Source organism: Stenotrophomonas sp. STK17_22, assembly GCF_051983905.1.
Taxonomy (GTDB): Bacteria; Pseudomonadota; Gammaproteobacteria; order Xanthomonadales; family Xanthomonadaceae; genus Stenotrophomonas; species Stenotrophomonas maltophilia_A.
Genome location: NZ_CP197010.1, coordinates 3,664,773 through 3,687,921, shown reverse-complemented (window position 1 = coordinate 3,687,921; position 23,149 = coordinate 3,664,773). Strand labels below are relative to the sequence as shown.

At 64.5% G+C, this 23,149-nt stretch carries 15 protein-coding genes; 5 read left to right on the top strand and 10 right to left on the bottom strand.

The window, feature by feature from the left end; translation table 11 throughout:
* Nucleotides 1–215: 215 nt before the first annotated feature.
* The 5 genes from ACSYS9_RS17305 to ACSYS9_RS17285 all read right to left on the bottom strand — a co-directional run bounded on the left by ACSYS9_RS17305 (nucleotide 216) and on the right by ACSYS9_RS17285 (nucleotide 13,685).
* Nucleotides 216–2,318: a M13 family metallopeptidase gene (locus ACSYS9_RS17305; RefSeq protein ID WP_049398732.1), complete on the bottom strand. Its 2,103-nt coding sequence runs from the start codon at nucleotides 2,316–2,318 to the stop codon at nucleotides 216–218.
* A 190-nt stretch (nucleotides 2,319–2,508) separates the two neighbouring features.
* Nucleotides 2,509–5,361 (bottom strand): TonB-dependent receptor plug domain-containing protein, encoded by a 2,853-nt coding sequence (locus ACSYS9_RS17300; RefSeq protein ID WP_071228723.1) that lies wholly within the window; start codon nucleotides 5,359–5,361, stop codon nucleotides 2,509–2,511.
* 186 nt (nucleotides 5,362–5,547) lie between these two features.
* A complete protein-coding gene (locus ACSYS9_RS17295) occupies nucleotides 5,548–7,575 on the bottom strand; it encodes an alpha/beta hydrolase family protein (protein WP_049423805.1) in 2,028 nt (675 codons plus the stop codon).
* Nucleotides 7,576–7,743: 168 nt separating this feature from the next.
* Nucleotides 7,744–10,551 carry a TonB-dependent receptor domain-containing protein gene (locus ACSYS9_RS17290; RefSeq protein ID WP_071228766.1) on the bottom strand — a complete coding sequence of 936 codons (2,808 nt, stop codon included), beginning with the start codon at nucleotides 10,549–10,551 and terminating at the stop codon, nucleotides 7,744–7,746.
* A gap of 341 nt (nucleotides 10,552–10,892) precedes the next feature.
* Nucleotides 10,893–13,685 (bottom strand): TonB-dependent receptor plug domain-containing protein, encoded by a 2,793-nt coding sequence (locus tag ACSYS9_RS17285; RefSeq protein ID WP_071228767.1) that lies wholly within the window; start codon nucleotides 13,683–13,685, stop codon nucleotides 10,893–10,895.
* 214 nt (nucleotides 13,686–13,899) lie between these two features.
* Between ACSYS9_RS17285 and apbC the strand changes: the two genes are divergently transcribed.
* Both apbC and dcd read left to right on the top strand, forming a co-directional pair.
* Nucleotides 13,900–14,754, top strand: a complete 855-nt coding sequence (apbC, locus tag ACSYS9_RS17280; protein ID WP_026347084.1) for an iron-sulfur cluster carrier protein ApbC — start codon at nucleotides 13,900–13,902, stop codon at nucleotides 14,752–14,754.
* A gap of 77 nt (nucleotides 14,755–14,831) precedes the next feature.
* On the top strand, nucleotides 14,832–15,404 hold the full coding sequence (gene dcd, locus ACSYS9_RS17275) for a dCTP deaminase (protein WP_010483020.1): 573 nt from the start codon (nucleotides 14,832–14,834) through the stop codon (nucleotides 15,402–15,404).
* A 96-nt stretch (nucleotides 15,405–15,500) separates the two neighbouring features.
* Here dcd and ACSYS9_RS17270 read toward each other — a convergent pair whose 3' ends face one another.
* Genes ACSYS9_RS17270 through ACSYS9_RS17260 form a run of 3 tightly spaced genes read right to left on the bottom strand, consistent with a single transcriptional unit; the run spans nucleotide 15,501 to nucleotide 16,774 of the window.
* Nucleotides 15,501–15,668: a LiaI-LiaF-like domain-containing protein gene (locus tag ACSYS9_RS17270; protein ID WP_005418011.1), complete on the bottom strand. Its 168-nt coding sequence runs from the start codon at nucleotides 15,666–15,668 to the stop codon at nucleotides 15,501–15,503.
* A 15-nt stretch (nucleotides 15,669–15,683) separates the two neighbouring features.
* Nucleotides 15,684–16,106, bottom strand: coding sequence for an HIT domain-containing protein (locus tag ACSYS9_RS17265; protein ID WP_049398714.1), 423 nt, complete (start codon nucleotides 16,104–16,106; stop codon nucleotides 15,684–15,686).
* Nucleotides 16,103–16,774, bottom strand: a complete 672-nt coding sequence (locus ACSYS9_RS17260; protein ID WP_049423813.1) for a dienelactone hydrolase family protein — start codon at nucleotides 16,772–16,774, stop codon at nucleotides 16,103–16,105. Before ACSYS9_RS17260 ends, ACSYS9_RS17265 begins: the two co-directional genes overlap by 4 nt.
* A 203-nt stretch (nucleotides 16,775–16,977) precedes the next feature.
* On the opposite strand from ACSYS9_RS17260, the gene rimO reads away from it, so the two are divergent.
* Both rimO and ACSYS9_RS17250 read left to right on the top strand, forming a co-directional pair.
* The gene (gene rimO / locus ACSYS9_RS17255; RefSeq protein ID WP_440568248.1) at nucleotides 16,978–18,339 is read left to right on the top strand and encodes a 30S ribosomal protein S12 methylthiotransferase RimO; all 1,362 of its coding nucleotides are present in this window, start codon (nucleotides 16,978–16,980) and stop codon (nucleotides 18,337–18,339) included.
* Nucleotides 18,336–19,172: a DUF3025 domain-containing protein gene (locus ACSYS9_RS17250; protein ID WP_071228769.1), complete on the top strand. Its 837-nt coding sequence runs from the start codon at nucleotides 18,336–18,338 to the stop codon at nucleotides 19,170–19,172. Before rimO ends, ACSYS9_RS17250 begins: the two co-directional genes overlap by 4 nt.
* Before the next feature lie 157 nt (nucleotides 19,173–19,329).
* On the opposite strand, the gene greB is transcribed toward ACSYS9_RS17250, so the two are convergent.
* A complete protein-coding gene (gene greB / locus ACSYS9_RS17245) occupies nucleotides 19,330–19,836 on the bottom strand; it encodes a transcription elongation factor GreB (protein ID WP_071228770.1) in 507 nt (168 codons plus the stop codon).
* A 78-nt stretch (nucleotides 19,837–19,914) separates the two neighbouring features.
* Entirely contained in the window at nucleotides 19,915–21,420 is a 1,506-nt protein-coding gene (locus ACSYS9_RS17240) for a helicase HerA-like domain-containing protein (RefSeq protein WP_071228771.1), read from the bottom strand.
* Between the two features lie 122 nt (nucleotides 21,421–21,542).
* Between ACSYS9_RS17240 and ACSYS9_RS17235 the strand changes: the two genes are divergently transcribed.
* The gene (locus ACSYS9_RS17235) at nucleotides 21,543–23,147 is read left to right on the top strand and encodes a transglycosylase SLT domain-containing protein (RefSeq protein WP_071228772.1); all 1,605 of its coding nucleotides are present in this window, start codon (nucleotides 21,543–21,545) and stop codon (nucleotides 23,145–23,147) included.
* The last annotated feature ends 2 nt before the right edge of the window (nucleotides 23,148–23,149 follow it).

Below are 23,149 nucleotides of genomic sequence, written 5' to 3'. Positions count from 1 at the left end.
TGGCCCGGCGCTACCGGGTGTGTGGCATCGACACCGCATGCACGCATCACGGTGGCTCCGCCGTGCCATACGCCGACCAAGGTCGGCATCTACCAACGGCGTGGGCCTGCACAGGCGCGGCAGATCCACGCCATGCGTGGATGACGGGCGCCGCAAAAAACAAAGGCCCGGGAATTCCCGGGCCTCTGCAGGTCTACCTTGGCATCAGCCAGGGCTTACCAGATCACCACCTGCTGCTCGCCGGCGCGGGCCATCGGCGAACCGGCCTTGCACTGGAAGGCCGCGGCAAAGGTCGGCAGGTTCGACGGCGCACCCATGGCTCGGAACTGCGCCGGCGCGTGCGGGTCAGTGGCCAGGCGGACCTTGGCGTTTTCCGGGGTGTACTTGGTGCGCCACACGGTGGCCCAGTTGAAGAAGAAGCGCTGGTCGCGGGTGAATCCATCGACCTTTGCATCTTCCTTGCCGGCGGACGCCTTCTGCAGGGCGTCGTAGGCGGTAGCCAGGCCGCCCAGGTCGGCGATGTTCTCGCCCAGGGTCAGGTGACCGTTCACGGCCTGGCCGTCGACCTTGTACTGGTCGAACTGCTTGACCAGCTTGCCGGTCAAGCCTTCGAAGTTCTTCTTGTCAGCGGCGGTCCACCAGTCTTCCATGTTGCCGGTCGGCCCGAAGCGTGCACCCTGGTCGTCGTAACCGTGGGTCATTTCGTGGCCGATCACCGCACCGATGCCGCCATAGTTCAGTGCGTCGTCGGCCTTCGGATCGAAGAACGGCGGCTGCAGGATGGCGGCCGGGAACACGATCTCGTTCTGCAGCGGGTTGTAGTAGGCGTTGACCGTCTGCGGGGTCATGCCCCACTCGGTCTTGTCCACCGGCTTGCCAATCTTGGACAGGTTGAACTTGTAGTTGAACTCACTGGCTGCGCGCACATTGCCCAGGTAGCTGTCGCGCTGGGTCTGCAGGCCCGCCCAGTCACGCCACTTGTCCGGGTAACCGATCTTCGGGGTGAAGGTTTCCCACTTGGCGATGGCCTTGGCCTTGGTTTCATCGCTCATCCAGCTCAGGCCCTGGATGCGTTCCTTCAGCGAAGCGGCCAGGTTCTTCACCAGCTCTTCCATCTTCGCCTTGGCTTCCGGCGAGAAGGCAACCTTCACGTACAGCTGGCCGAAGGCTTCACCGGCGTCGTTCTCGATGGTGCCCAGCACGCGCTTCCAGCGCGGCTTCTGTTCCTTCTGGCCATTGAGGGTCTTGCCGTAGAACTCGTAGTTCTCCTGCACGAAGGCATCGGCCAGGTACGGCGAGGCGCTGTCCACGGTGTGGAAGCGCAGGTAGGCGCGCCACACCGACGGATCGGTATCGCCCAGCGCCTTGCTCACTTCCTCATGGAAGGCCGGCATGGCCAGCGAGAACTTCTCCGGCGCGGCTACGCCCTGCGACTTGAAGAACTCGGTCCAGCTGAAGTTCGGGGTCAGCTTGTCAGCGTCGGCCAGGGTGACCGGGTTGTAGTACAGCTCGACGTTGCGCGACAGCTCCACGCGCGACTTGGAGGCCTTGGCCAGGCGGGTCTCGAACTTGACCACGTCCTCGGCCTGCTTGGCAGCGTCGGCAGCGGCGACGCCGGACAGCTCCAGCACCTTGGCGACGTGCGCCTGGTAGGCCTTCAGCTTGTCGGCGTTCTTGGCATCGGTGTAGTAGGTGCTGTCCGGCAGGCCCAGGCCGCCCTGGCTGGCGTAGGCCAGGTTGACGGCCGAGTTCTTGAAGTCGGCTTCGGCGCCGAAGCCGAACAGGACGTTGTCACCCTTGGCCGCGCTGCTGCGCAGGTAGTCGGCGATGGCCGCCTTGTCCTGCAGGCCGTCGATCGCGGTCAGGTCGGCCTTCAGCGGCTCGATGCCCTGGGCATTGATCTTGGCTTCGTCCATGCCGGTGGCCCACAGGTCGCCGACGATCTTCTCGATATGGTTCGGGTTCTTGACCTGCGCGACCTGTTCAGCCAGCTGGTGCTGCACGGCCACCGAACGCTCGTCGAGGATGGTGAACGCGCCCCAGCTGGTGCGGTCGCCCGGAATTTCATTGGCGGCCAGCCACTTGCTGTTCACGTAGTCGCCGAAGGCGCCACAGGCGTCCTTGCTGGCATCCAGATCGCTGGGCTGGAAGGCGTTGTAGGCCGGCAGCTTGCTCTCGTCCAGCGTGTAGTTGGTGGCTTCGGCCGCAGCCGGCGTGGAGGCGGTGGCATCCTTGGCCGGGGTTTCGTTCTTGCCGCAGCCGACCAGCGCGGCCGAAACGGCCAGGGTCAGCAGCACGATCTTGGGAGTACGGGTCACTTTGATGGCCTCCAGGCCGAGTGAGTCAGGGAAGGGCCGCGGGGACGGCCGTGGGCCGAACAATACGCCGCCGGCCTGCCCTGCAAGGGTGTCGAAGGTCATGGCCGGGCGCAAGGGGGCCGCTTCGTGGGCCGGAAAAGACAGACCCGGCAAAAGCCGGGTCTGTCGGGGTACTGCGATAAGGCGTGGATCAGAACTTGTACTTCAGACGCACGAACGGGGTGCGGCCGTAGTAGTCGTACTGGGTGGCGAAGGCCGGTACGTTGCCGTAGCGGGAATCGGCGACACCGATGGAAACCAACGGCGGGGTCTTGTTGAAGATGTTGCTGACGCCCACCAGGATTTCCCAATCGGCCTGCGCGTAGCTGACCGAAGCGGTGTGGTAGATGCGCGAGTCGGCCACGATGTCACGATAGGAGTTCGGACGACCCTGGTAGGTGAACACCGGGCTCAGATCGATGTCTTCGGTCTTGTGGATGTAGGTGGTCAGCCAGTTGTACGACCAGTCACCACGGGTCAGGCTCAGCGCCAGGTTGCCCACCACCTTCGGACGGCCGATGTCACCCAGCAGCTCCGAGGATTCCAGGCCGCTCGCAGCTGCGCTGGAGAACACTTCCTGGGTGTCTTCGATCGTGTAGGTGACCTGGGTCTCGGCCGAGAACTTGCCGAACGAGAAATCGTGGTCGAAGTTTGCGGTCAGATCGTAGCCACGGGTGCGCTGCTTGTTGATGTTGATGAACTTGTTCTGGATCTGGGTCACCGCATACGGCTGGGTAGCACTGGCCGGATTGCGGGTCAGCAGATCGCAGTAGCTGTTCGGGTACACCGTGCCGCCGTAGCAGCCACGCATGACGTTGGTGCTGCCCAGCTGCGCGATTTCATTGCTCACTTCGTAGTCGAAGTAATCGATGGCCACGCTCAGGTTGGCGAAGGTCGGGGTGAACACGATACCGGCGGTCTTCGCACGCGAAGTTTCCGGAATCAGCGAATTACCACCGCCCTGGCGGTACACCGTGCCGCTGCTGCCGCCGCCGGCATAGTCGGCCGGGATACCTGCGGCCGCACAGTTGGCCTGGTAATTGGTATTGGAGCTTTCACCCCAGCGTACGCACGGATCGTTCGCCTGCTGGAAGAAACCAGTCTCGTTGCCAAGGTACAGCTCATACAGGCCCGGCGCGCGGTAGGAGGTGCCGATCGAACCGCGCAGACGCAGCGACGGAATGACCTGCCAGTTCAGGCCGACCTTCCAGACATTGTCCGAATCGGCAACGTTGTCGTACTTGAACACGCGACCCGAGGCGTTCAGGCTCAGCGATTCCACCGCCGGCAGGCCCTTCAGCAGTGGCACGTCGAACTCGACGAAGGCTTCCTTGACCTTGTCGTTGCCCTTGGTCACATCAGCCGAGGACGAGCCCCAGATGTCGCCAGTGCGGGACAGTTCGCTCGGCTGGTCGTTGAGCGAGTAATAGCGGTATTCCAGGCCGCCCGCAAAACCGACCGCACCGGCCGGCATCTCGAACAGGTCGCCGCTGACGACGGCGTTGATGGTAGCCTGCTTGTAAGTGGTCTTGCCCCAGTCCCACGCACCGAGCTTGTCGACCAGCTCGTCGACCTTGCGGCCGCTCAGGTAGTCCGGGTCGAAGTAGTTCACCGCCGGCGGCGCGTCGGTGTAGTCCAGGTCGCCGCTCTTGGAGGCCTGGATGGCCAGATTGCCGTACTTGCCACTGGAGTGGCTGAAGTTCGCGTTGACTTCCCACGCCCAGGTGTCGGTGCCCTTGAACAGGCCGTCAAGCTTGGTGGCGGCGTAGAAGTAATCGACGGTGACATCCTGCTGGGACTTGAACAGCATCACCGGGTTGGCGACGATCTCGGTACCCGGGATGTAGGCATACGGGAAGAACTGGCGCCAGGAGAACGTCTCGGTTTCGCGACGGTTGAACAGGAACTGGGTCTTCCAGTTGACCGAATCGAAGCCGAAGTCGGTGGCCACGTAGGCGGTCTTCCGCTCCTGCTTGTTGATGATGTGGCCCTGGCCCCAGCGCGCGAAGTTCACCGGCTCATCGAAGAAGGCCTGGCCGCGCGCGTAGCTCTGGGTCTTGCGCGGGCGGTAGCCCGGCAGCGGGCCGACAGTGGTGCCATCACCCGACGGCACATAGCGGGTGCTGCCGATGTCGACCACGTTGTGCAGCATGTTGACGCAGTTGGCCAGCGGCGTACCGGCATTGAGCGAACGATCTTCGCGGTCGATGCGGTTGCCGTCGGCGTCCTTGACCAGGTCGTTGCTGCAGTTGAGGAAGTCGCGGTCGCCGCGGGTCAGCTCGTTGTGCTGATACCACTCGACGGCAGCGATGATGCTGCCCTTCTCGAAGTTCCAGCCATTGGCCAGCGACGCCGAGAACACTTCACCGCCGCCTTCGGTCGGGACGCGGCCGGTAACGGTCAGCTCCGGGCGCTCGATGTTCTTCTTGGTGATCAGGTTGACCACACCGGCCACGGCGTCGGAACCATAGATCGAGGACGAACCGTCCTTCACGATCTCGGCACGCTGCAGGATGGCGGTGGGAATGACGTTCAGGTCGAAGGCGCCGACGGCGCCACGGGTACCGGCCGGGCCGGGGCGCTGGCCATCGAGCAGCACCAGGGTGCGGTTGGCGCCCAGGCCGCGAAGCGACACGGTCTGTACGCCGGTGCCGCCGTCCACGACGAAGCCGCCGAACTGGTGGGTGATCTGGGTTTCGGCCGAACCGATGGCCGACTTCTGCAGGAACTCGGCCACGTTGACCTGGCCTTGCTTCGCGTTGGTTTCGGCGTTGATGGTGAACACCGGCGAAGTGGTCTCGTAGTCCGCACGGCGGATCAGGGAGCCGGTGACCGTAACCTTGTCAAGATCGGTTGCGCGGGTGGAAGCGCTTGAGCTGCTTGACGCCTTTGCTTCCTGCTGGGTGGATTCCTGGGCCAGAGCCGGTGCGACCTGCAGGCAGGCCAGCACAGCAAGAGTCAACGGGACGCGGCTTGGCTTTGATTGGCGGTTGGCGTTGCGCATTTCGTTTTGATCCCCACTTGTTATGCTTCGGTTAATGGAGTGTATGAGTCGCGTAAAGTAAATGCAACATGAATATTAAAATATCTTAACTTGCTGTTGTTATAGGGAAATTCAGTATTTGGAGCACGGAAAAGCCCCTGCCTGGCCGACAGGGGCTTGGTGAAAGCGAGGGTGCCCGGGGAGGGATCAGAGGCCGCCGGGGCCGCAATCCTTGCTCAGGTAGTCGGCCATGAGCGTCAATGTCGTCCGGAAGTGCGCGGGGTACCACGGCATGCTGTGCGGCATGTCGGGGATCAGCTCGAACCGGGCTGGGACCTTGCCCTGTACGCCGTTGTAGAAGTTCCTCGCATGGAAGGACGGCGTGCGTACGTCACGGTCGCCGACGAAGGTCAGCAGAGGAATCGTGGCCTTCGCAGTGTTCTGCATCGGGTCCATGCCCTTCACCGTGCGCCCCTGCAGAATGCGTTGCAGGCGGTTCTGGCTCCAGGAGGTGCCCAGCCGGCCAAGATCGGTGACCGGGGCGCCAGCGATGGCGCACTGGTAGGGGGAGGGGCTGCGCACTGTCGCGGCGGCAGCCGCGAAGCCGCCGTAGGAATAGCCGAAGATCGCGATGCGGTCCTTGGCGGCGATGCCCTGTGAGACGAGCCAGGCGGCGCCGTCATCCTTGTCGTCCTGCATCTTCTGGCCCCACTCGGCGTCACCTGCCAGCCAGAGCTTGCGGCCAAGGCCGGCGCTGCCGCGGTACTGAGGGCGCAACACGGCGTAGCCTCGCGAAGTGAAGAACGGCACCCAGCCGGATTCATCCCAGCCGGTGTAGTCGCGTGCCCACGGCCCGCCGTGCGGATGAACGAGTGCCGGCAGCGGGCCGTCGCCCTGCTTCCAGCCCGGCGGGAGATCCAGAATCGCTGGAATCTGCAGCCCATCGCGTGCGGTGTAGGTCACCCAGCGTTGTTCACCGATCTGCTTGCTGTCCACCCAGGGGCGCTCATTGCCGAGTGGCACGACATCCTTGCGATCGGCCAGGATGAAGTAGCTCTTCGGGTTGCGGTTGCTTTCCGTGGTGAACAGGACGCGCGAAAGGTCGTCGTTGTAGCCGGTGATGTAGATGCTCAGGCCGGGATAGGCTTTCTGCAGGCCCTCCTGCAGAGCCTTCATCTGCGGATCCACGTACACGGCCTGTCGCTGCGGACCGTCGATATAGAAGCCGAGGACCTGGTTGAAGTTGCTCTTGCGCGTGCCCAGGATCAGTGAACTGATCGAGAAGGAGGGATGGGCGGCCAGAGGCTCCTTGTCGAACTCCTTTTTGGCAGGATCGTACAGTCGCGCCTGCACCAGATCCGAGAACTGGTCGGTCAGCACGTACAGCTTGCCGCTGTCATCGTCTATGCCGACGACTTCCACCGTATAGCGTTCGCTCAGTCGGGTGGTCAGGGGGGCGTGCACTTCGAACTGGCCGGCGCTGTTCTTGATCAGAATGCGTTGTTCGAAATCGTCGGAGCCGGCGGATTCGACCTGGGTCTGGGTAAGGACTTCACCTGTGCGGGGATGGAACAGGCCGGGTGACGTGCGGGAGCTGCCCTTGAACAGCAGTTCGGTCTGGCCCGTGCGCAGGTTGAAGCGGTAGTAGTTGGCCTGCAGCGTGGCCTCATTGAGCTGGCTGATGATGACCCTGTCTGCATCCAGCGGCAGCCCATGGACGAGCGAGGCGGTACCCGCAAGTTCGAGGCAGCGAAGGGTCTCGGGGCTGACCCCGAGCGTGCGGGTGTTGTTGGCGAACGCCTCGTCGAACTTGGTCTGGGTGGCGTCGGTGAGGTAGGCCTTGGTCAGGAAGGTCTTGGTGGCTCCCGTACTGTTGCCTTCACCGCAGCCGCCGAGTTTGCCTGTCCATTCCTGGCGCCCGATGACGAGGTTGCGTCCCGCCTTCAGTGCGCTTGCCGCGATGAACTTCATCCGGTCACCGGATGGCGTGATGGCGACCGGACCGGCGCCGAGGTTATCCAGGTTCCAGTTGGCCAGGGCGGTATCGCTGTTGTCGCTGCCGGGCGCGGCGACGATCGCGACCAGCTGCTTGCCGTCGGCACTCATGGTGACCGACTGGATGGTGGGGATCTTGGCGAAATCCTCGGCTGGCAGAGGGCTTGCGAGGGCAGGGGCAATGCACAGCGCCGCCAGTGCGGCGGCGCCAAGGCGGGCGGGGGACAAGCGCAGTTCCATGGTCGGCAGGGTCCTTGTGGCGGGCACATCAATATGACCTGAAGATGAACGAAGACGTGAATCCAGTCAACTTGGCGTGAATGCCCGGGCGCGCGTCACGCCCTGGAGGGACGACAAGCAAAAAAAGACCCCGCCGGGGCGGGGTCTTTGGTGCGGCAAGGGCCTGGATCAGTGATCGCCAAACTCGTACTTGGCCTGCACATAGATGGCACGCCCGTAGGCGTTGTACAGGTAATTGTTGTACGGCTGGCCGCTGGTGCCGGCGAAGCTGAAGCGCTGGTTGTCCGGCATCTTGTTGAACACGTTGTTGACCATCAGCGACAGGGTCAGGTTGTCCAACGCACGGTAGTTCACGCTCAGGTTGTAAGTGGTGTAGGAGCCCCACTTGCCTGCCTTGTAGCCGGAGCTGTGGACGTAGTCGTAGCCATTGCCCACGTACGCCATGTAGTTCGGCGTCTTGCCAATGTAGTTGGCGTACAGGGTGGTGGTCCACTTGTCCTTGGCCCAGCCGACCGAACCATCGGCGCGCACCTTGGCGTACGAGTCGTACACCCACATCGCGTACGGGTCACGCAGCAGGTCCAGGAACTCATCGCCCGGCTGCGGCTGCAGTTCGCGCTTGAGCATGTCGGTGTAGTTGCCCGAGAACTGAAGCGAACCGAAGCGGCCCATGTCGTGCACGTACTTGAAGCTGGCGGTCAGCGCTTCCAGGTTCTGGCGGGCGACGTTCATCTTCGGGGTGTAGATCTCGTCCAGCACGCCGGACGCATCGCGGGTGATCCAGTCGTTGACGTTCTGGCAGCTGGCCGAGGTGTTGTTGGCCTGGCCGCCACGGCAGTAGTACTCGGCCAGCAGCAGCTGGTCGGAGCTGAGCGTATCGACCTCGTTCTTGATCTTCCAGTTGTAGTAGTCCACCGACAGCGACAGGTTGTTGATCGGTGCCCACACAACACCTGCATTCCAGACGTCGGCGGTGATCGGTTCCAGGTCCGGGTTGCCGGCGCGGGTGCCGAACACCGAGACGCTGTCATACGGGCAGCCGGTGGTGTTGGCCGGGTCGTAGCCCAACTGGCCGCAACGGTAGTAGTCGGTGGAGCCGTTGGCGTAGTAGCCGCTACGGCCCTGGAATGCGTCGGACAGGGTCGGAGCGCGGAACGCCGTACCGTACTTGCCGCGGAACAGCAGGCTTTCGATCGGACGGAACTCGATGCCGATGCTGTAGGTGGACTTGTCGACGGTGTTGCTGCCGATCTTGAAGGCGTCGTAGCGACCGGAACCGGTCACCGTCAGCATGTCATGCAGGGGCAGGCGCAGTTCACCGGTCACCGCATAGTTGCTGCGGTGGCCAGCACCGGAGACCGCCGTGGTGCCCCAGACGCTGCCATCCATCAGGCCCGGATCGGGGCTGTAGTCCCAGCCTTCGCTTCCACCTTCAACGACCACGGCCAGGCCGGCGTCGCCGCCGGGCAGCTTGAACAGTGATCCATTGGTGACCTGTGCACGGGCCAGGTTCTGCCAGGTGCGGCTCTGGCTGTAGCTGTAGCCGGTGAAGGTCTGGAAGTCACCGGCCGGCAGCGGCGCGTAGAACGCTTCCCAGTTCGGGCTGTAGATGTCGTAGCCGGTGCTGGTGGTTCCCAGCACCGGGCCGAGCACGCGCTGTTCGAAGTAATCGTTGATCGGGTCATTCCAGCGCACGAAGTTGCGCTCGGTCAGCTTGTACTCGCCGCGGGTGAAGCTGAGGCTGTAGTCCCAGTTGCCGGCCGTGCCGCGGCCGCCCAGCGTCACCTGATAGGCCTTGTTGCGGTCGGTGTTCATGATGTCGCGGTAGCCGGCGCCGCCGATGTCTTCCGGGGCGAACACGCGCTGCAGGTTCATGTACTGGCCGCTGGCCTGGTCGTAGAAGCGGCCCCAACCGGAAGAGGTGCCCCACCAGGTGTAGCCGGAACCCGTTGCGTACTTGACCTCTTCCAGGCTGTACAGCGCATCGCCGAACAGCTGGAAATTGTCATTCACGTCGAAGGTGGCAGAGCTGTAGATCTGCGCGCTTTCCTTGCCGTTCTTGATGGTCTTGTAGCCGGTGCCATAGGTCGAGCCACATGCCTGGCCGGTGGGCCGGGTGCCGAGCACCGTGGTGCCATCGAACTGCCCGGCCACATTGGCGCACAGGTTCGGATCCATCATGGCGTAGGCGTTGTTGGCCGCCGGCAGCAGCACCAGGAAGTCGTTGGAAACGTACTGCGGGCTGTAGCCGTCGGGGTTGTTGACCTTGGTCAGATCGCGTTGGTAACCCCAGATCGGGCTGGTCTTTTCGTACTGCACGTTGACCAGCGCGTGGAAGCGGTCATCGACACCATTGAAGCCGCGGGCGCCGCTGAAGCGGAAGCTGTTGCCGCCGCCTTCGCTGTAGGCGCCGCCACGGACGTTGAGGACGCCACCATCCATGCGTTCCTTGAGGATGATGTTGACCACGCCAGCGATCGCATCGGAGCCATACAGTGAGGACTGGCCGCCCGGCAGGATCTCGATGCGCTCGACGATGTCGATCGGAATGCCGCTGATGTTGTTGAACGTATCGCCGCCGTTGTACAGCGCCGGATATGAAAGCATCGGGCGGCCGTTGATGAGGTACTTGGTGTAACCCGGGCTGAGGCCGAACATGCCGGCGGCTTCGGCGCCCTGGGTGAACGAGGCCGAGGTCTGGCCACCCTGCAGGCCGCCAGTGGACAGCGAGGACTGCTGCAGGACATCGGCAACGCTGGTGAAGCCGCGGGTCTGGATGTCCTCTGCGGTCACGGTCAGGACCGGTGTGTGGTTCTCGATCTCGGTCTGCGGAATCAGCGAACCGGTGACCGTCACGCGGTCAAGCTGGGTCGGTGCGTTGCCGCTTTGCGCCAGGGCCGTGCCGGAGGCGAGCAGTGTGCCGAGCAGGGCGAGCGTCAGTGGGTGGCGCGAGAGTGTGGAACGATGGCGAGACATGGAAAATCCCCGTAGTGAGCGATGTCTTGGCTACCGGCTTCCGTGTCGGCTTAACGATCTGTTCAGTTGCATTCCATTCAGCCGGACCGTAACACGCACTTAACGCAGGGAACACACGATCGTCATTTCGTCAATCGGGCTTTTGCCTGAAAAATGGCGATATATCAATGACTAACGCCAATTGTTTTGGAGTGTTTCAAAAGATGGCGATATGAAGGGCATTCTTTCGTAGTGCATTTGCTGCTTCTGCATCAATGCTTTACCGAAGGCTTCCTGGAACCAAAAAAAGGCCCCGCCGAAGCGGGGCCTGGTCCAGACACGAAGCCCGGAAAACGACGGGATCAGAAGTTGTACTTGACCTGGGCCGAGATCTGGCGGCCGTAGACGCTGTAGAAGCCGTCATTGAACGGGGTCGATTCGTTGCCCGGGTAGTTGTAGCGCTGGCCTTCCGGCAGCTTGTTGAACACGTTGTTGACCATCAGCGACAGGACCAGATCTTCCTGTGCCTGGTAGTTCATGCTCAGGTTGTACGTGGTGTACGAACCCCACTTGCCGGCCTTGGCGCCGGAGGAGTGGACGTAGCCGTAGCTGCGGCCGGTGTAGGCCAGGTAGTTCGGGGTGCTGCCGACGTAGTTGGCGTACACGGTGGTGGTGAACTTGGCGATGTTCCAGGCCACCGACAGATCGCCGCGGACCTTGGCGAAGTTGTCGTAGTACCACATGTTGTACGGATCGCTCAGCAGATCCAGCTTGGCGGCACCCGGCATCGGCTGCACTTCACGCTTCAGCATGTTGGTGTAGTTGCCGGAGAACATCAGCGAGCCGAAGCGGCCGATATCCTGCTGGTACTTGGCCGCCACGGTCACCGCTTCCAGGTTCTGGCTGGCAACGTTGAGCTTCGGCGTGTAGACACGTTCCAGATTGCCGCTCTTTTCATCGCGGGACACCCAGTTGGTCACGTCACCGCAGCTGGCCGAGGTGTTGTTCGGCAGGCCGTTGTGGCACTGGTACTCGGCCAGCAGCAGCTGGTCGCTGCTGAGGGTCTTGACCTCGTTCTTGATCTTCCAGTTGTAGTAGTCGGCCGACAGCGAGAAGTTGCTGACCGGGGCCCACACCACGCCTGCGCTCCAGACGTCGGCGGTGATCGGCTTCAGGTCCGGGTTGCCGGACTTTTCGCTGTACACCGAAGTGTTCTTGTAGAACGAGCAGGCCTCGTCACGCAGGCCGTAACCCATCTGGCTGCAGCGGTAGTAGTCGTTCTGGCCGGACGAGTACGAACCGCTCATGCCCTGGAAGGCATCGGACAGGGTCGGTGCGCGGAAAGCGGTACCGTACTTGCCGCGCAGCAGCAGGCTCTCGATCGGACGGAATTCCAGGCCGATGCTGTAGGTGGCCTTGTCGACGGTCTTGTCGGCGATCTTGAAGGCGTCATAGCGGCCCGACGCGCTGACGGTCAGCTTGTCGTGCAGCGGCATGCGCAGCTCGCTGGTGACCGCATAGTTGCTGCGGTGGCCGGCACCGGCGACAGCGGTGGTGCCCCACACATTGCCATCAACGAACGCCTGGTCCGGCGAGTAGTCCCAACCTTCGCTGCCACCTTCCAGCACGACGGCCAGGCCGGCGTCACCGCCCGGCAGACTGAACAGCGAGCCGTTGGTCACCTGCACGCGGCCCAGGTTCTGCCAGGTCTTGCTGCGATGGGTACCGTAGCCGGTGAAGCTGGCGAACTGGTCCGGAGTGATCGGCGAGTAGAAGGCCGCGTAGTCCGGGTTGTAGATGTCGAAGCCATCAGCGGTGGTGCCCAGCTTGGGGCCCAGCACGTTGTCGCCGAAGAAGCCATCGATCTTGTCCTTCCAGCGCACGAAGCGGTTCTGGTCCAGGCGGTACTCACCACGGGTGAAGCTGGCGCTGTAGTCCCAGTCGCCGACCATGCCCTTGCCGCCCAGGGTGACCTGGTAGGCACGGCTTTCGTCGGAGTTCATGATGTTGTTGTAGTGGCCCGGGCCGATTTCTTCCGGCGCGAAGGCGCGCTGCAGGTTCACGACCTTGCCCAGGCCCTGGTCGTAGAAGCTGCCCAGGCTCGACTTGGTGCCCCACCACAGGGCGCTGGAGCCGGAGGTGAACTCGGTCTTTTCCTTGCTGTACAGCACATCGGCGAACAGCTGGAAGTTGTCGTTCACGTCGAAGGTCATCGACGAGTAGAACTGGCCGCTGTTCTTGCCGTTCTTCAGGGTCTTGTAGCCGGCGCTGTACACCGAACCGCAGGACTCGCCCGACGGGCGCTGGCCGACCACGGTGGTGCCGTCATACAGCCCAGCGACGTTCGCGCAACGGCTCGGGTCCATCATCAGCAGCTTGTTGTCAGCGTTGGTGATGACGGCGAAGTCGTTCGACGGAACCTGGGCGGTGTAGCCGACCGGGTTGTTCTGGCGGGTGATGTCGCGCTGGTAGCCCCAGATCGGGCTGCCGTTCTCGATCTGCACGTTGAACAGTGCATGGAAGCGGTCGTCGAAGGCGTTCATGCCCTTGGCGGCGCTGAAGCGGATGTTGCTGCCACCGCCTTCGGTGTAGGTGCCGCCACGGAGGGTCATGGTGCCGCCGTCCATGCGCTCCTTCAGGATGATGTTGACCACACCTGCGATTGCGTCCGAGCCGTACAGCGAGGACTGGCCGCCCGGCAGCACTTCGATGCGCTCGACGATGTCGATCGGAATGCCGCTGATGTTGTTGAAGGTTTCGCTGCCGTTGTACAGCGCCGGATACGAGAGCATCGGGCGGCCGTTGATCAGGTACTTGGTGTAGCCCGGGTTCAGGCCGAACATGCCGGCAGCTTCGGCGCCCTGGGTGAACGAACCCGAGGTCTGGCCACCTTGCAGGCCGCCGGTGGTCAGCGACGACTGCTGCAGCACTTCAGCAACACTGCTGAAGCCGCGGGTCTGGATGTCTTGGGCGGTGATGGACATCACCGGGGTCTGGGTTTCAACCTGGGTCTGCGGGATCAGCGAACCGGTGACGGTGATCTTGTCCAGGTTGGTCGCCTTGTCCTGGGCCATTGCCGGGGCGGCGGCCATCAGAGCGGAAATCAGGGCGACGGCGAGCGTGTTGCGACGTGCGGTGTTGCTTACGTAGTTCATGTAGTTCCATTGGAGAGCAAAAACAAAAACGGCACTGCGCATGCGCCATCGCGCGGGCTGGGAATGCCAGCTCCGCAGCCCAAAACAGTGCGGGTCGAACGTAACATGAACTTAACAATCTGTGCACGAATCTGTAGCAATCCTGAATTTCAGTCAGGTTACGTCCAGCTTGTATGATGCTCGGTTATTCCCCCTGACCCCGCCGGTGCTCGTTGTGAACAGTTCTCCCCGCCGTCCCCATGCAAGCCAGGTCCAGAAGGGACTTACGCCGCATGCCCGCATCCGCAACGTGATCGCGGTTGGTTCGGGCAAGGGCGGCGTCGGCAAGTCGACCACTGCGGTCAATCTGGCCGTGGCCCTGCAGCAGCTCGGCGCACGCGTGGGCGTGCTTGATGCGGACATCTACGGGCCGAGCGTGCCGGCCATGCTGGGCCTGTCCGGTCGCCCGGAAAGCCCCGACAACAAGAGCATCGAGCCGCTGCGTGCGTTCGGCGTGGACACCATGTCGATCGGCTACCTGATCGAAGAAGACACGCCGATGATCTGGCGTGGACCGATGGCCACCTCGGCGATGACCCAGCTGTTCAATGACACCCTGTGGGATGACCTGGACTACCTGCTGATCGACCTGCCACCGGGCACCGGTGACATCCAGCTGACCCTGACCCAGAAGATCCCGCTGGCCGGCGCGGTGATCGTCACCACCCCGCAGGACATCGCCACGCTGGATGCGAAGAAGGCGCTGAAGATGTTCGAGAAGGTCGAGGTGCCGGTGCTCGGCATCGTCGAGAACATGGCGGTGCATACCTGCAGCAGCTGCGGGCATGTCGAGCACCTGTTCGGCGAGGGCGGCGGCGAGCGCATGGCCGCGCAGTACGGCGTGCCGTTGCTGGGTTCGTTGCCGCTGCAGATCGGCATCCGCGAGCAGGGCGATTCCGGTACCCCGATCACCGTGGCCCAGCCGGATTCGGTCCCGGCCCAGGCCTACCGCCATGCCGCCCAGCGCCTGATCGAGGAGGTTGGCAAGCGTCCGCGTGCCTCGATCCCGATCCTGTCGTCGCTGCTGTAAGTGCCAGGGCAGGGGCCGCCGGCGACGCCCGGCCCCCTGCTAGAATCCTCGCGCCCCCTCGTACCCCAGGACAAAGCATGAGCATCAAGAGTGACCGTTGGATCCGCCGCATGTCCGAGCAGCACGGCATGATCGAGCCGTTCGAGGCCGGGCAGGTCAAGCAGGCCAACGGCGAGCGCATCGTCAGCTATGGCACCTCCAGCTACGGCTACGACGTGCGCTGCTCGCGCGAGTTCAAGGTGTTCACCAACATCAACTCGACCATCGTCGATCCCAAGCACTTCGATCCGGGCAGCTTCGTGGATATCGTCGGCGATGAATGCATCATCCCGCCCAACAGCTTCGCGTTGGCGCGCACCGTGGAGTACTTCCGCATCCCGCGCGACACCCTGGTGGTGTGCCTGGGCAAGAGCACCTACGCGCGCTGCGGCATCATCGTCAACGTGACCCCGCTGGAGCCGGAGTGGGAAGGCCACGTCACCCTGGAATTCAGCAACACCACGCCGCTGCCAGCGCGCATCTACGCCAATGAAGGCGTGGCGCAGATGCTGTTCTTCCAGGCGGCCGCCGATGACATCTGCGAGACGTCGTACCGCGATCGTGGCGGCAAGTACCAGGGCCAGACCGGCGTGACCCTGCCGCGGACCTGAGCGGCGCGCCATCGCATGACGAAAACGCCGGGCATGCCCGGCGTTTTCATGGGTGCGGCCACACGCTGCGCTCGCCGGGCATGGCCCGGCACCAGCTTATTTCCCGCGACCGAACAGCATCGCGATGCCCACGCCCACCAGTGCCACCGGCCACCAGGTCAACAGCAGCTTGGACAGGTTCAGGTGCGTCCAGCCGAGGTTGCTGGCGAGCATGAACAGGCCGATCAGGATCAGCAGGACGGCGGCAACGAGGTTGAATCGCATCGGGTCGGTAAACGCTCAGGACTGGGCTGGATATCCTAGCCGTTCCTTCCAGTAGGCGACATGCTGGTCCAGCGCACCCGGCTCGTAGCGGTGCGCGGGGCCGCTGCCCCAGACCGGGCCCGGCCACGCGGGGTCGCCGTCATGGCGGCCGATCACATGGAAATGCAGCTGGCGCACGATGTTGCCCAGCGCACCGATATTGATCTTCTCCACCCCGTCGGCGCCCTTCAGGGCCTTGCAGGCGCGGTTGAGCTCGGTGCGCAGCTTGTCCTGCTGCTCGCCGTCCAGCTCGATCCACTCGGTCACCCCGGCCAGGCGCGGTACCAGCACCAGCCAGGGGAATCGTTCGTCGTTCATCAGCCGCACTTGCGACAACGGTCCTTCCGCCACCAGCACGCTATCGGTGGCCAGGCGTGAATCGAGTTCGAATTCGCTCATCCAAGATGCTCCGAGAAGAAGTCCAGGGTGCGTTGCAGCGCCAGGGTGGCGCTGTCTGGATCATACGCATGTCCGACCTCCCGGTTGAAGGCGTGGTCGGCCGGATAGACGAAGGTGGCCATCTGCGGCAGCTTCTCGCGATGGGCCTGCACGGCCTCCGGCGGGATGCTCTTGTCCTGGGCACCGAAGTGGAAGATCACCGGGGCCTTGGGTGTCTCATCCAGGAACTGGACGTTGCGCGCACCGTAGTAGCTGGCCGACGGCAGTCCCAGGCGCAGCGCGGACAGCAGGGCGACACTGCCGCCCCAGCAGTAGCCGACCGTGCCGACTTTGCCGTAGGGGGCCAACCGGGTCGCTGCGGCACGGACCACCTCCAGCGCCTTCTCCATGCCCAGTGCGGTCACCCGTTCCAGGCCCTGCTTCACACCGTCGGCGTCATAGGGCAGGGCGTCCGGATCGGCTTCTGTGCCGTCAATCAGGTCGAAAAAGGACGGCGCCAGCACCGCATAGCCTTCGGCCGCGAAGCGCTCGGCCACGCCGCGGATGTGCGGGTTGGCGCCGAAGATTTCCTGCACCACCACCAGCCCGCCACGCGGGGTGCCCTCCGGCAGGGCGTGCCAGGCCCGTACCGGGCCGTGATGCGTATCCAGGGTGATCCACTCGGCCATCGTTTCTACCTCGTTGCGGGGAACAGGGCTGCATTGTCGATGCTGCGCGGGTCAGCGCGGTGTCAGCGGCTGTGCCCGATCAGGCGGCTGGCCATTCAGAGCGCGGCCGCCAACCCCGGTATACTGGCGCCCTTTCAGGCCCCGGCCCCCAGGAACCCCTGCCACGACGGCAGGGGCCCAGGCCCCCAGAGTCCCGCGATTCCATGTCCCAGCTGAACCCCAAAGTCGGCTTCGTCAGCCTTGGCTGCCCGAAGGCCCTTGTCGATTCCGAACGCATCCTTACCCAGCTCCGCTCGGAAGGCTACGACATCGTGCCGTCCTACGATTCGGCCGACGTGGTGGTGGTCAACACCTGCGGCTTCATCGATTCGGCGGTGACCGAGTCGCTGGACGCGATCGGCGAGGCGATGAACCAGAACGGCAAGGTCATCGTCACCGGCTGCCTGGGCAAGCGACCGGAGCAGATCCGCGAGGCGTACCCCAACGTGCTGGCGGTGTCCGGCCCGCAGGACTACCAGAGCGTGATGGAAGCGGTGCACGAAGCGCTGCCGCCCAAGCACGATCCGTTCGTGGACCTGGTGCCCGACTACGGCATCAAGCTGACCCCGCGTCACTATGCCTACCTGAAGATTTCCGAGGGCTGCAACCACAAGTGCAGCTTCTGCATCATTCCGTCGATGCGCGGCAAGCTGGTCTCGCGCCCGGTGGATGAAGTGCTGCGTGAAGCCGAGCGCCTGGTGCGTGGTGGCGTGCGCGAGCTGCTGGTGGTTTCGCAGGACACCTCGGCCTATGGCGTGGACGTGAAGTACGCCGAGAAGATGTGGCGTGACAAGGCCTACCAGACCCGTCTGAAGGCGCTGTGCGAAGGCCTGTCCGAGCTGGATGCGTGGGTGCGCACGCACTACGTCTACCCGTACCCGCACGTGGACGAGGTGGTGCCGCTGATGGCCGAAAACCGCATCCTGCCGTACCTGGACATCCCGTTCCAGCATGCCAGCCCGCGCATCCTGCGCCTGATGAAGCGCCCCGGCGCGGTCGAGAAGACCCTGGAGCGCGTGCAGAACTGGCGCCGCATCGCGCCGGACATCACCGTGCGTTCCACCTTCATCGTCGGCTTCCCCGGCGAGACCGAGGCCGAGTTCGAAGAGCTGCTGTCGTTCCTCGACGAAGCGCAGCTGGACCGCGTCGGCGCGTTCGCCTATTCGCCGGTCGAGGGTGCCACCGCCAACGACCTGCCGGATGCGGTTCCGGAGGAAGTGAAGCAGGAGCGCCTGGCCCGTTTCATGGAAAAGCAGGCGCAGATTTCCGCTGCGCGCCTGGAGGCCAAGATCGGCACCGTGCAGCAGTGCCTGGTCGACGCCATCGAAGGCGATATCGCGGTGGCCCGTTCCAAGGCCGATGCCCCGGAGATCGATGGCCTGGTGCACATCCAGAATGCCGACCAGGTGCCGTTGCGCGTAGGTGAGTTCGTCGACGTGGACATCACCGAGAGCGACGAGCACGACCTGTACGGTGACGCGCTGCCGGCCGCCACCCGCCCGGCATTCGATCTCAAGATGCTGTGACCGCGGCGACGACCGCGGCCGGTGACGGCAGCAGCGTCCGCCGTTTCGTGCCGCCGCCGCGTGCGGCGGTCGATCCACAGGTGTTCGGGCACCCGGTGTTTGCCGGATTGCGCGACGTTCGTGATCTGTTGGAAGGCCCGGCGTGGCCGTCCATTGCAGCGCTCGAGGCACGCCTCGCGCTACCGGGCAAGCAGCTGGTCGAGCAGGATGCCACGCTGCTGGCCGACGGCCTGCACTACGAAGCCCGCATCGCACAGGGCCGCATCGCCACCCGCGCCGACAACTGGCATGACCTGTTCAACGCACTGGTGTGGGCCCACTACCCGCAGCTCAAGCAGGCGCTCAATGCGCAGCAGTGCCGGCATATCGAGGCGATGCCGCCGGGCCAGCGCAACCGCGCGCAGGCGGCACTGACCCAGTTCGACGAAACCGGCGTGATCGTGCGTGTGCGCGATCACAGGCTGCTGGCTGCCTGGGATGTGCACGACTGGTGTGCGCTGTTCGAATCGAGACACTGGCTGAGCGGCGACATCGCCATCGCTACGGTATTCGGGCACGCGCTGATGGAGCAGGCGCTGCTGCCGGGCCGCCGGCTGGTGGGCAAGTGCGTGGTGGTGCACGGCAAAGCCGATGACACCTGCGTTGACGCAGTGGCTTCGGCCATCGTCGAGGGCAGGGCAGTGACCGATCCCCTGCAGTTGCGTCCGCTGCCGCTGGCGGGAATCCCGGGCTGGCACCAGGGACAGGATGCCGCCTTCTATGCAGATGCCGCGTACTTCCGCCCGCTGCGTGCCGGCCGCCAGTACCCGCCGCCGTTGCACGGGGCTATGTAGAGTCGACTGTCAGTCGACTGCTCTTCGTTCCGAGGCCGTGAACGCCCGACAGATGGCTTCGGCGAGTCATCAACCGCGATGAGGAGCGCGGTGCGTTTACCGTCCGGCTGCGGAGGTTTGTGCCGCGCTTCGCGCGGTAGTCGACTGACAGTCGACGCTACAACGGCTTGTATTCCACTCCGATCACCGCAAAGGTGAACTGGCCGCCGGGCAGCTCCACCGAGAACTCATCATCCATTCGCTTCTTCAGCAGCGCACGCGCCAGGGGGGAGTCGATGCTGATCCAGCCCAGCCCAGCATCGGTCTCATCCGGCCCGACAATGCGATAGCGGCTGGTCTCACCGCTGTCCACGTTCTCCAGTTCCACCCATGCGCCGAAGAACACCGCCAGCGGATCGGTCGGCGTGGTATCGACCACGCGCAGCGATTCCAGCCGCTTGGTCAGGTAGCGCACGCGGCGGTCGATTTCACCCAGCTGCTTCTTGCGGTAGGTGTACTCGGCGTTCTCGGAGCGGTCGCCTTCCGCGGCAGCGGCGGCCAGCGCCTTCACCACCTCCGGGCGGCGCACACGCCACAGCTCATCCAGTTCGGCCTTCAACCGGGCGTGGCCGGAGGCGGTGATCAGGGCGGTACTCTTTTCTGCAGGGGGACGCCAACGCGACATGTGGTGCAACTTCTTTTCAGGGGAACGATGGGGCCGGGTCCTTTCCACAGGAAAGGCCTCCGACCCCGGGAGGGCAGGTCAGCGTTTGCCGCCGAAGATGCCGCCCAGCAGGCCGCGCACGATCTGGTTGCCCAGCTTGGTGCCAACGGTACGCGTGGTCTGCTTGGCCATGGTCTCGATCATGCCCTGGCGGCGCTTGGTGCCGAAGATCGCATCCTTGATCGCCTGGCCGAAACCGCCTTCCTGCGCCTCGTCCTGCTCGCGGCTGCGGGCCGCCGGCGCCTGCGCCTGCTCGACCGTCTTCTGCGCGCGCTGGGCCAGCAGCTCGGCGGCCGATTCGCGGTTGATCGCGGTGTCGTAGCGGGTGCCGACCGGGCTGCCGGCACGCACCTGGGCACGTTCGGCCTCGGTGATCGGCCCCATCCGGCAGCGCGGCGGTGCGATCATCGTCTGCTGCACCGGCATCGGCACGCCCTTGTCCTGCAGCGTGGAGACCAGTGCTTCGCCGGTACCGAGCTGACTGAGCACCTTTGCCACGTCCAGCTTCGGATTCGGTACGAAGGTCTCGGCAGCGGTCTTCACCGCCTTCTGGTCGCGCGGGGTGAACGCACGCAGTGCGTGCTGCACGCGGTTGCCGAGCTGGCCGAGGATGTTGCCCGGTACGTCGTCGGGGAACTGCGAGCAGAAATACACGCCCACGCCCTTGGAGCGGATCAGGCGCACCACCTGCTCGATGCGCTGCACCAGCGAGGCCGGTGCGTCGTCGAACAGCAGGTGGGCCTCGTCGAAGATGAAGACCAGCTTCGGCTTGTCCAGGTCGCCCACCTCCGGCAGCTGCTCGAACAGCTCCGACAGCAGCCACAGCAGGAAGGTGGAATACAGCTTGGGCTTGAGCACCAGCTGGTCGGCGGCGAGGATGCCGATCACGCCGCGGCCGTCGTGATTGACCCGCATGATGTCGGCCAGTTCCAAGGCCGGTTCGCCGAAGAAGTTCTCGCCGCCATCCTGTGCCAGGCGCAACACCGAGCGCTGGATGGCAGCGATCGACTGCGCGCTGACCAGGCCGTACTCGGTGGAGATGTCCTTGCGTTCTTCGGCAACCAGGCCGAGCAGGGCGCGCAGGTCATCCATGTCCAGCAGCAGCAGGCCGCGATCGTCGGCCAGCTTGAATACGATATCGAGCACCCCGGCCTGGGTGTCGTTCAACTCGAGGATGCGTGCCAGCAGGGTCGGGCCCATTTCGCTGACCGTGGTGCGCACCGGGTGGCCGAGCTTGCCGTACAGGTCCCAGAAAATGGTCGGGCTGGAGGCCGGTGCGTAGTCGGCCACGCCGATCTCGGCGGCGCGCTTGAGCAGGTTCTCGGCGCCGGTGCCGGGCACGGCCAGGCCGGACACATCGCCCTTCACATCGGCCAGGAACACCGGCACGCCCAGCCGCGAGAAGCCCTCGGCCAGGGTCATCAAGGTCACGGTCTTGCCGGTACCGGTGGCGCCGGCCACCAGGCCGTGGCGGTTGCCGAGTTTCGGCAGCAGGGTGACGGCAATATCGTCGGTGATGCCTTTGCCGAGCAGAATCGGATCCATGGTCCAGCCCTTGTGGTGAATAGCCCAATGTTAACCGCCGGCGGTGACGGGCCGAAGGTCGGCTTGCCCGGACCTTGGCGGCGCCGCTACTCTGCCTGCCTGTTTCGCACACAGTGCCATCAATGCCCGTTCCTGTCCTGATTTCCCGCGGTTGGCCGCTGCTGGCCCTGGCCGGCCTGGTTTCCCTGGCGCCCGACGCCCATGCGCAGCGGGTTTCGGCCCGGGACAAGGTGAAGGTGGATGCGCTGCAGCAGCGCATGACCGCCGCCGAGAAGCGCTACAGCGATGCGCTGCTGCTGGTCGCCAATGCCGACCCCAAGGGCAGCAACGAGGCGGACGCCGCGCTGGAGGACATGGAAGATGTCCTCAACGACTGCGTGAAGCAGAAGGGCTGCCAGATGGGCACCCTGCTGGCCAGCTACAAGCGCCTGCTCAAGCATGATGCTGATGCCGCTGCCAGCGATGACGTGGCCGATGAGGGTGGTGACCGCCTGGAAGCCGACCCCGACCATATCGGCCCGCTTACCGCCGACGTGCCGGAGGCCGCGCGCGCTGCAGCGCTGCTCAACGACAAGCGACATGCCTTCGACACCATGGTCGAGTACAACCCCGCCGTGCAGGCCGGCATCCGCCGCTGGTTGACCGACATGCGCCCGGCGCTGCTGACCAGCTACGAGAACTACCAGAACCTGCGCGCGGTGATGTGGCCGGAGTGGGAAAAGCGTGGTCTGCCGGAGGCGCTGCTGTTCGGCATCATGGCCAAGGAGTCCAACGGCCGTGTGCATGCCTCCTCGCGTGCCGGCGCCGCCGGGCTGATGCAGTTCATGCCGGCCACCGGCCGCCGCTTCGGCCTGGGCCCGGACGGCACCGGCTTCGACACGCGCTTTGACGCACGCAGTGCCGCCGAGGCCAGCGCCAGTTATCTCAACGAGCGCCTGCGCGAACTGAACAACAACGTGGAAATGTCGGTGGCCGCCTACAACGGTGGCGAAGGCCGCGCCGCGCGCGTGTTCAAGCAGAGCGGTGGCCAGAGCTTCTGGACCGACAGCGTCTACAACCAGTTCCCCGGTGAAACCAAGGACTACGTGCCGATGGTGATCGCCGCGGCCTGGATCTTCCTGCACCCGCAGCAGTACGGTGTGGAGCTGCCGAAGATCAGTGCGCAGCCGGCCACGCTGCGCCTGGCCAAGTCCACCACCATCTACGAACTGACCATCTGCCTGGGCAGCCACGGCACCCGTGATGGCTACATGCGCGCGCTGCGCAATCTCAATCCGCGCTATGAGGCCGATGGCTGGATTCCGGCCGGCACGCTGATCAACGCCACCACCCGCATTGCCGGCCTGTACCAGCGCAACTGCGTCAGTGGCCCGCGTGCCGACCTGGCCCGCACCCTGATCACCGCCGATCTGAACGCGGCGATCAAGCGCCCGACCGCCGCCAGCTACACCGGCAGCGTGGCCGTGGGCGGCGTGGTGCCGGTGGCCGACGCCGCGGCCTCCACCAGCGTGCCGACCACACCGGTCGCTCCGGTGGCCACGCCGCGCCCGGCGGCACGGCCGAAGCCGGTGCGCAGCCACAAGGTGGGCCGGGGTGAAACCCTGGGCGCCATCGCGGCCAAGTTCCAGTGCGACGTGCCCACCTTGGCCCGCGCCAATGGCCTGAAGGCCCCGGCCTACAGCCTGCGCCACGGCCAGACGCTGAAGCTGCAGGGCTGCGACAAGTAATC

Bases quoted from the DNA above. Each gene is read 5' to 3' on its own strand.
- rimO (WP_440568248.1), top strand. From the start codon at position 16,978: ATGTCCCAGCTGAACCCCAAAGTCGGCTTCGTCAGCCTTGGCTGCCCG.
- dcd (WP_010483020.1), top strand. From the start codon at position 14,832: ATGAGCATCAAGAGTGACCGTTGGATCCGCCGCATGTCCGAGCAGCAC.
- ACSYS9_RS17290 (WP_071228766.1), bottom strand. From the start codon at position 10,551: ATGTCTCGCCATCGTTCCACACTCTCGCGCCACCCACTGACGCTCGCC.
- ACSYS9_RS17265 (WP_049398714.1), bottom strand. From the start codon at position 16,106: ATGAGCGAATTCGAACTCGATTCACGCCTGGCCACCGATAGCGTGCTG.
- greB (WP_071228770.1), bottom strand. From the start codon at position 19,836: ATGTCGCGTTGGCGTCCCCCTGCAGAAAAGAGTACCGCCCTGATCACC.
- ACSYS9_RS17260 (WP_049423813.1), bottom strand. From the start codon at position 16,774: ATGGCCGAGTGGATCACCCTGGATACGCATCACGGCCCGGTACGGGCC.
- ACSYS9_RS17300 (WP_071228723.1), bottom strand. From the start codon at position 5,361: ATGCGCAACGCCAACCGCCAATCAAAGCCAAGCCGCGTCCCGTTGACT.
- ACSYS9_RS17285 (WP_071228767.1), bottom strand. From the start codon at position 13,685: ATGAACTACGTAAGCAACACCGCACGTCGCAACACGCTCGCCGTCGCC.
- ACSYS9_RS17270 (WP_005418011.1), bottom strand. From the start codon at position 15,668: ATGCGATTCAACCTCGTTGCCGCCGTCCTGCTGATCCTGATCGGCCTG.
- ACSYS9_RS17235 (WP_071228772.1), top strand. From the start codon at position 21,543: ATGCCCGTTCCTGTCCTGATTTCCCGCGGTTGGCCGCTGCTGGCCCTG.
- ACSYS9_RS17240 (WP_071228771.1), bottom strand. From the start codon at position 21,420: ATGGATCCGATTCTGCTCGGCAAAGGCATCACCGACGATATTGCCGTC.
- ACSYS9_RS17295 (WP_049423805.1), bottom strand. From the start codon at position 7,575: ATGGAACTGCGCTTGTCCCCCGCCCGCCTTGGCGCCGCCGCACTGGCG.